The organism is Saccharothrix sabaoui, from assembly GCF_051756985.1.
GTDB lineage: Bacteria > Actinomycetota > Actinomycetes > Mycobacteriales > Pseudonocardiaceae > Actinosynnema.
This window is the reverse complement of sequence record NZ_JBPKJK010000056.1, coordinates 47,049-53,399: the sequence shown is the minus strand read 5'-3', so window position 1 is coordinate 53,399 and position 6,351 is coordinate 47,049. Positions and strand designations below refer to the sequence as shown.

Sequence of the window (6,351 nt, the reverse complement as noted above, 5' to 3'; positions counted from 1 at the left end):
GCGCGACCATGGGTTCGGGGGGCGGACGGGTCGCCCCCGTCCGCCGGCGGCTCACTGGCTCACGCGGCCACCGGTTCGGCCTGCTGCTGGGCGGTCTCCTGCTCCAACCGCCGGCAGTCGAGGCACAAACCCTGCCGGACCTGCTTCACCTCTCCGCACGTCCCACACGGACCACCGTCCACCGTGGGGACGCGCTCCGGCTGCGGCTCGGGATTCGAGTCCGGTTCCGCGTCGGGCTGCGGCTCGGACTCCTGTTCCTGCTCGCGCTGCGGCTGGAGTTCGGGAGTGTCCTCGGGGGCGGTGGCGGCGTCGGCGCACGCTCGGGAGCAGTAGCGCGGGTCATGCGGCGCGTTGCGCTCGTCGTGCTGGTTCGGTACGTCGAGGGGGTTGGGGGTGTTGTTCAGGTTCGCGTCACAGTGAGCGCAGCAGGGCACGCCCTCGGCAACGGTGACGGTGCCCTGCCGATCCTGGTAGCCCTTCACCCACTCTTCAATCGTGATGGCCGTAAGGCGGCGGTGGTTCCGCATGGCGCGTCGCCACTCGGCGCGCACGGTGGGCATGCCGTTGTGCGTGACGTGGTAGGCGCATCGGGCGCGGATGGCGTCGGCGTAGGTGTGGCCGGTGGACAGCTCGGGGATGCCGGGGCGGTCGAGCGAACGGCACTCGGTGCACAGCCCGTCGTCACCGTGTCCGGCTTCGACGCGTTCGGTACGAATGTCGGCAACCGCGCGTTCCCCTGCGCACCACACGCACGGGCGGGTGCGTAGGTCGGCAACAGCGGCCTTGTCATAGTCCAGTTCGTACGCGATGGGGCGTGCTGCGGGCGAGGGGGCGTCGTCCACTCCGGCGCGTGTGGTCATGTACTGGGTGACGACGGGCGAGTCTTCCTGTGCGCGGGCGTGCTGGCGCTGCTGGGGCACGGTGCGGCGGGCGCTGCGGTCGTTGCGGGTGCTGCTGTTGCGGGGGGCCTGGTAGTTGCCGTGACCGTAGCGGGGCGCGTCGGCGGTGTCGGTGTGCGGGCGGTAGAGGCCGGGGTCCTGGTCGGGGACACAGGCGGCGATGACGGCGCGGTGTTCAGGGCTGGTGGTGCGCTGCCACGCGTTGCGCAGCTTCGCAATCGCGATGCCGTAGGGGTAGCTGCTCAGCGTGGCGGCGCACTTGCCCATCAAGGCCAGCGTCTCGGGGTCGGTGTTGTTGACCACGGTGCGAACACGACGCTTGGCGGCGGCCAGATCACCGGCCCTGACCAGGGAAGCGACATCGGCGAGCGCTGCGGGGACGGAACCGAGCTGCGACATGAATAACCTCGGGTTAGGAATTTGTGTCCACCGGGCTTGGTCTTCCCGGTATTTCTTACGGTTTTAATCCTATCCGTCATGGTTGCGGTTCGCAAGACAAAGAAATGCGCAGACCATTCTCGTTGTTGAAACGTTACCGTGTCAGGTGGGTGCTCTGACCTGCGCTTTTGCTTCAACAAACGTGAGCCGCACGCATTGAGGAGACCGGTGGGAATGGTGGCTAACCCTTTTTCTCCCGCCCCCCTCGCGTAGTGCCGGTTTCGTGTCGCGTAGACCGGGTCAAGGTGGGCCCCAAAAATAATTGTTCGGAGCTTGCGGAGAAGAATTATTTTTGGGTGCCTTGATGCGGTCGGAGCGACATGGCAGCCTCAAGGCACGAGGGGGGCGATGGCGACGCGCGGTTCCGAGACGGCTTTCACTTGGTCGCGTATGCAACTGGGGATATGGCAAAACGCCAGTTCAGAGCCTCTTGAGAGCGTGATGGTGCCTTGAGGCACCAGGGCTGTGGTGACGATCCATTGGGTCGCTACACTGAACCGCGTAGCGCATCGGGATAGGCCCTTAGGAGCCTGTGTCGTCCTGATGCGTTGTCCCCGTGGTCTTGGTCGAGCCACTGCCTGGCGGTGGTAAGCCTTCGGGCTTCCGCGGGTGACACGGGGCGTGCCTGGCTTCGGCCAGGCACGCCCTCGACATCTGTCCCGAGGTTCTCCGGATCGGCCACCTCTTCCGCCGGGGCGTCCGAGTGGCGGATGTTCCTGCCGGTCACAGTCACCACAGCGGCAAGCCCTTAAGATCGTCCGCCCGTTCCCCGGTGCGGTGGGCGGAACACCGCGGGCTACTCGCTGGCATGTGTTCCATCGTCCGCAGCCAACGTCTCGACCAGGCCGACCACGGCCTGGGTTGCCTTGCGCTGCAACCAGTCGAGGAATTCCTCTGGTAGTCCCGTGGTGGTGTCCGTCGTCTCGTCCCGTCCCAGGAGCAGGCACGGTCCGGAGATTCGCGGCCTGTCCGCGGCAAGCAGTCGGCGGACGAAGGCGCGGTCGTCGTCTCCGGCGGCGTAGGCGCCGATGATGATGTCGTCGAGCAGGTCGTTGAGCACAATGGTGGCGGCAGGGTTGGGTAGGTGATTGCGCAGGCTGCGGTCGCCGATCCAGAAGTCGATGCCGCGGACGACGTGGATGCGGTCGGCGTGGGGATCGCCGACCAGCCCGATCGGCAGCTGGGCGAGTTCGTCTCGACTACCGGGCAGGGTGAGGAAGTGCAGCTGGTCGGCGTGGCAGAACATGCCGAGCCGGGAGCGCGGCCGTGGCTCTGAGGTGACGGTAGCCGCGTTCGGGCTGGGCGGCTCGACGGCTGAATCGTGGCCAGAGGCGGTGGCGAGCAGCTGCTGGATCCTGGCTGTCAACTCCGTGACCGAGTTGTCCATGGCGTGAGGTCCCTTCGGTGAATGATCCGTGTGGCTGTCCGCTGGGGCAGCCACACCGGTGGAAGCTGGGTGCGGCCGGCGGGTACTGGCCCCGTGCTGTTGCAGGAGCCGAGGCGCTGTCGTGTGAGGTGGTTCTCCAGCTCGGACGGACGTGTTGAGCCGGGCCGCTTTCGACGTCGGGTGTGAGCGGCAGTTGCATTCGGTGTCGGCGGGCGGCGCCTACGTGTTGTCCAGGCCGCAGCCGGGACACAGCAGGAAGACTCCTGCGGCGAGATCCGATGCGTCGGAGTCGACTGGGCGGCCGTGGCGGTCGAACCACACGCCGGTCGGTGAGTCATCGGTGCAGACTTCGGGACGTTCGGCGGGCCAGATGCGGTCGGGCACCTGTACCACCCGCCGGTCCGGATGGACGTACTCGCGGGCGAGGCCGTGGAAGTCGACCGGCCGGTCGTGCAGTACGACGACTTCGTCACCGCAGGCTGTCGTGGCCGGAACGTGGGAACGGGGCATACCGCTGTGCCTCCTGGAGGGTGTCGTGGAGCTTGGGATGTCTCACCGGTTCGTGGGTCGGTCCCACACGTTCACGGTCTGTCCGGTCTTGAGCGGCTTGTCCTGGGGGCCTCTGATCTGTGGGTTGATCCAGACGAGGCGGCGCAGAGACCGGCCAGGGCCGTGGGGTTGGTTGCGCCAGTGGCCGCGAACCAGCCAGCGCACCGTGTACCGGCGCTCATCGGTGCCGGACGACTGGTCGTCGGTGGGCTTGTCCCGGTGGCGGCGGTGTACGTGCACGATGCGGACCTCGGAGGTGCGCATGCCTTCACGGGTACTGCGGCGCTGGAGGCGGCGGTTGGGCGTGACGTGCTCGGTCTGGCTGATGCCCGGCTGGGTCATCAGCAGCCAGGCGGCGTAGAGCACCTTCAGCCACGGCACGACGGCCTGACCGATCAGGAGCGTGCTCAACTCCTGGATGAGGTGAAGGTCGGCGATGGTGCTGCCGTGGTGCAGGGTGATCTCGTTGTCCCACAGCCACTCAGGGGTGGTCCTGATCGCGGCGTCGAGTTCGGCGCGCTTGGGTGGCTGGCCGAAGATCCGGGTCAGGGAGTAGCGGACGTAGTCCAGGTCGCGGACGCTGTAGAAGGTCACCCCGGTGGCATCGGGCTTGCCCACCAGTGGCCCCCACGAGGCGGCGGCGATGTCGACGCGCCGGTCACCCAGCACGTCCCCGAGGTAGGAACCGATGGGTTCCGCGAAGACGATGAACCCCTGCTCGGCCGGCTGGTGGGTCTCGTCGATACGCAGGTCTTCAGGCAGCGTGCTGGCCGCCGCTGTGGCGACCTGGGTCATCTCCGGGGAAACCCAGTACAGGGCGGCCTCGGCCAGCCGTTCGCGTTCACCGTCGAGGATGAGCCGCGCCGCCCGCTCCGGACGGGGTGAGCGGATCAGGTCGAGTGAGAAGCGACCTTCCTTGACCATCTGGGTGTGGAAGGCCAACGCTTCCGGCTGGGCGAAGAACTCGCGCAGGTAGAGACGCACAGCGGGCAGGTCGTGGGGCGCGGGTGCGGTGTAGGTGCTATCCCAGATACCGGTGTCGGGGTTGAAAGGCATGACGGTGTGTGACTCCCGAAAGGCGAAGGAGTGGCTGAGGAGGCGCGGGGCTGCACGCGGCGTGCAAGCACCACGGGCCCCGGCCGAAGCCGGGGCCCGTGAGGTGGAGGTGCTGTTCCGGAAGCGGTACGCGAAGTAGGTGGACCGCCGCTGCTGCCGCCGTGTTCGGGATCGGCGACTGCTTTCGTCGGCGTCCGGTGGGCATGCCGCGGCGAAGCGACTGTGGTGCAGGATGCCGTCAGGACGCACTGTGTCCCGGCGTGCGGCGTCGGCACGTCCGACCGTGCAAGCGTGCTCGGCAGCCGAGACGGAGTGGTGCAGCGGCGGAGTCAGTGTTGAGCTTCGGGTGACCGCGGATCGGTTCCCGGCACGGGACGCTGGTCGTGGTGCAGTGGCGTGGTGCCATGACGGCGTTCGTGCACCTGCGTCGGTGCCGTGATGCGGCGCCACCCGATGCGCTGGCAGGCGTAGAAGCGTCCGTCGACCGCGACGATGTCGCCGATGGACAGCGACCGGTTTCCCCGGTTGCGGTAGCGGATGGCGCGCTGGTCGGGCTCGCCGAACTGGGGGTCGTCCCCGACGTTGCACAGCTGGAAAGCCGACTCGACCAGGTCCACGTCACGAGTGCGCGATGCCGGCGGCTCGTGGTAGACGAGGACCTCGACGACCGGCTGCCCCAGGTAGCCGGACAGCATCGCGCGGTCGCTGAGGTTGTGGAAGACCCTGATGCCCACTGGTCGGCGTGCCCAGCGCAGTAGCGTGTGCCTGCACCGGTCGAACGTTGAGGTTGTCCCCGATGACCGGACACCGGATTTCATGCCACGAGAGTGAGACCTTGACGATAGCCGATGCGGGCTTCGTGCGGGGTGCGGTAGCCGAGTGTCGAATGTAGACGGTCGTGGTTGTAGTAGCCCAGGTAGGCGAACACGTCCCTGCGGGCGTCGTCGCGGGTGTCCCACACCGTTGTGCCGATCTCGGTCTTGAGGGTGGCGAAGAACGATTCCGCGACCGCGTTGTCGAAGCACGACCCGGTCCGCCCCACCGATGGCCGGATGCCGTGACCGGCGAGGGCGGAGCGGAACAGTCCGGAGGTGTATTGCGAGCCGCGGTCGGCGTGAAAGGCCGCGCCGTCGCCGGTCAGGCCGCGTCGGACGGCGAGGTCGAGGGCGTCGCGGACCAGCTCGGCGCGCATGTGGTCGGCCATCGCGTGCCCGACGACCTCGCGGTTGTGCAGGTCTATCACCGTGGCCAGGTAGAGCCACCCCTCCCGCGTGGGCAGGTAGGTTATGTCCCCGACCAGCCGCCTGCCCGGGGCCGGGGCGGTGAAGTCGCGGCCGATCAGGTCCGGTACCGGCGCCGCGACTGCATCAGGCCTGGTCAGCGACCTGCGGCGTCGGCGGGTGAGACCGACGACCCCGCGCTCGCGCATGACCCGCCCGACCCGCTTGTGGTTCACCCGACGGCCTCGGCGGCGCAGCGCGACGACGATCCGCGGACGCCCGTAGGCGCCCCGGTGACCCGCGTGCACCTCGGCGATCTCGGCGGCCAACTCCTCGTCCGCCTTCGCCCGCTCCGCCCTGGTCGGGGCGGCGGCGAGCCACTCGTAGAACCCGGGGCGTCGCACGCCCAGGACCCTGCACAGCCGGGTGACGCCGAAGACGGCGCGATGTTCGGAGATGAACCGGTAGCTGCGGGTCAACGACCCATCTCCCGTGCAAAATACGCGGCCGCCTTACGCAGGATGTCCTTCTCCAACTCCAACTCGGCCACCCGCTTGCGCAGTTCCCGCAGCTCCTGGCGCTCATCGGCCGACACACCGCCCACCGGCGCAGCGACCTGGGCCTGTTCGGCGGTGCGGACCCAGTTGCGCAGCGTCTCGTGGTTCACGCCCAGCTCACGGGCGACCTGCCGCAACGGCCGGTCCGACGAACGGGCCAGCTCGACGGCGTCCCTGCGGAACTGCTCGGGGTACTTCGACTTACCTGACACGGAGGACATCCTTCCCCCAGAACGCTGTCTGGG

At 68.1% G+C, this 6,351-nt stretch carries 7 protein-coding genes; all 7 read right to left on the bottom strand.

Annotated features, from left to right (window positions below):
• Nucleotides 1-59: 59 nt before the first annotated feature.
• The 7 genes from ACR807_RS19305 to ACR807_RS19275 all read right to left on the bottom strand — a co-directional run bounded on the left by ACR807_RS19305 (nucleotide 60) and on the right by ACR807_RS19275 (nucleotide 6,318).
• Nucleotides 60-1,298, bottom strand: coding sequence for a hypothetical protein (locus ACR807_RS19305; RefSeq protein WP_438922733.1), 1,239 nt, complete (start codon nucleotides 1,296-1,298; stop codon nucleotides 60-62).
• Between the two features lie 835 nt (nucleotides 1,299-2,133).
• Complete coding sequence (locus tag ACR807_RS19300) at nucleotides 2,134-2,724, bottom strand: hypothetical protein (RefSeq protein WP_438922732.1); 591 nt, start codon at nucleotides 2,722-2,724, stop codon at nucleotides 2,134-2,136.
• A 219-nt stretch (nucleotides 2,725-2,943) separates the two neighbouring features.
• Nucleotides 2,944-3,234 carry a hypothetical protein gene (locus tag ACR807_RS19295; RefSeq protein ID WP_438922731.1) on the bottom strand — a complete coding sequence of 97 codons (291 nt, stop codon included), beginning with the start codon at nucleotides 3,232-3,234 and terminating at the stop codon, nucleotides 2,944-2,946.
• Between the two features lie 42 nt (nucleotides 3,235-3,276).
• Nucleotides 3,277-4,329, bottom strand: coding sequence for an AcrVA2 family anti-CRISPR protein (locus tag ACR807_RS19290; protein WP_438922730.1), 1,053 nt, complete (start codon nucleotides 4,327-4,329; stop codon nucleotides 3,277-3,279).
• A gap of 329 nt (nucleotides 4,330-4,658) precedes the next feature.
• A complete protein-coding gene (locus ACR807_RS19285) occupies nucleotides 4,659-5,063 on the bottom strand; it encodes a hypothetical protein (RefSeq protein ID WP_438922729.1) in 405 nt (134 codons plus the stop codon).
• Nucleotides 5,064-5,143: 80 nt separating this feature from the next.
• Nucleotides 5,144-6,028, bottom strand: coding sequence for an IS3 family transposase (locus ACR807_RS19280; protein WP_438922728.1), 885 nt, complete (start codon nucleotides 6,026-6,028; stop codon nucleotides 5,144-5,146).
• Nucleotides 6,025-6,318, bottom strand: coding sequence for a transposase (locus tag ACR807_RS19275; RefSeq protein ID WP_438922727.1), 294 nt, complete (start codon nucleotides 6,316-6,318; stop codon nucleotides 6,025-6,027). The genes ACR807_RS19280 and ACR807_RS19275 overlap by 4 nt, the downstream gene beginning before the upstream one ends.
• Between the last annotated feature and the right edge of the window lie 33 nt (nucleotides 6,319-6,351).

Excerpts from the sequence above, each read along its gene's own strand:
- ACR807_RS19305 (WP_438922733.1), bottom strand. The coding sequence starts at position 1,298 with ATGTCGCAGCTCGGTTCCGTCCCCGCAGCGCTCGCCGATGTCGCTTCC.
- ACR807_RS19300 (WP_438922732.1), bottom strand. The coding sequence starts at position 2,724 with ATGGACAACTCGGTCACGGAGTTGACAGCCAGGATCCAGCAGCTGCTC.
- ACR807_RS19295 (WP_438922731.1), bottom strand. The coding sequence starts at position 3,234 with ATGCCCCGTTCCCACGTTCCGGCCACGACAGCCTGCGGTGACGAAGTC.
- ACR807_RS19290 (WP_438922730.1), bottom strand. The coding sequence starts at position 4,329 with ATGCCTTTCAACCCCGACACCGGTATCTGGGATAGCACCTACACCGCA.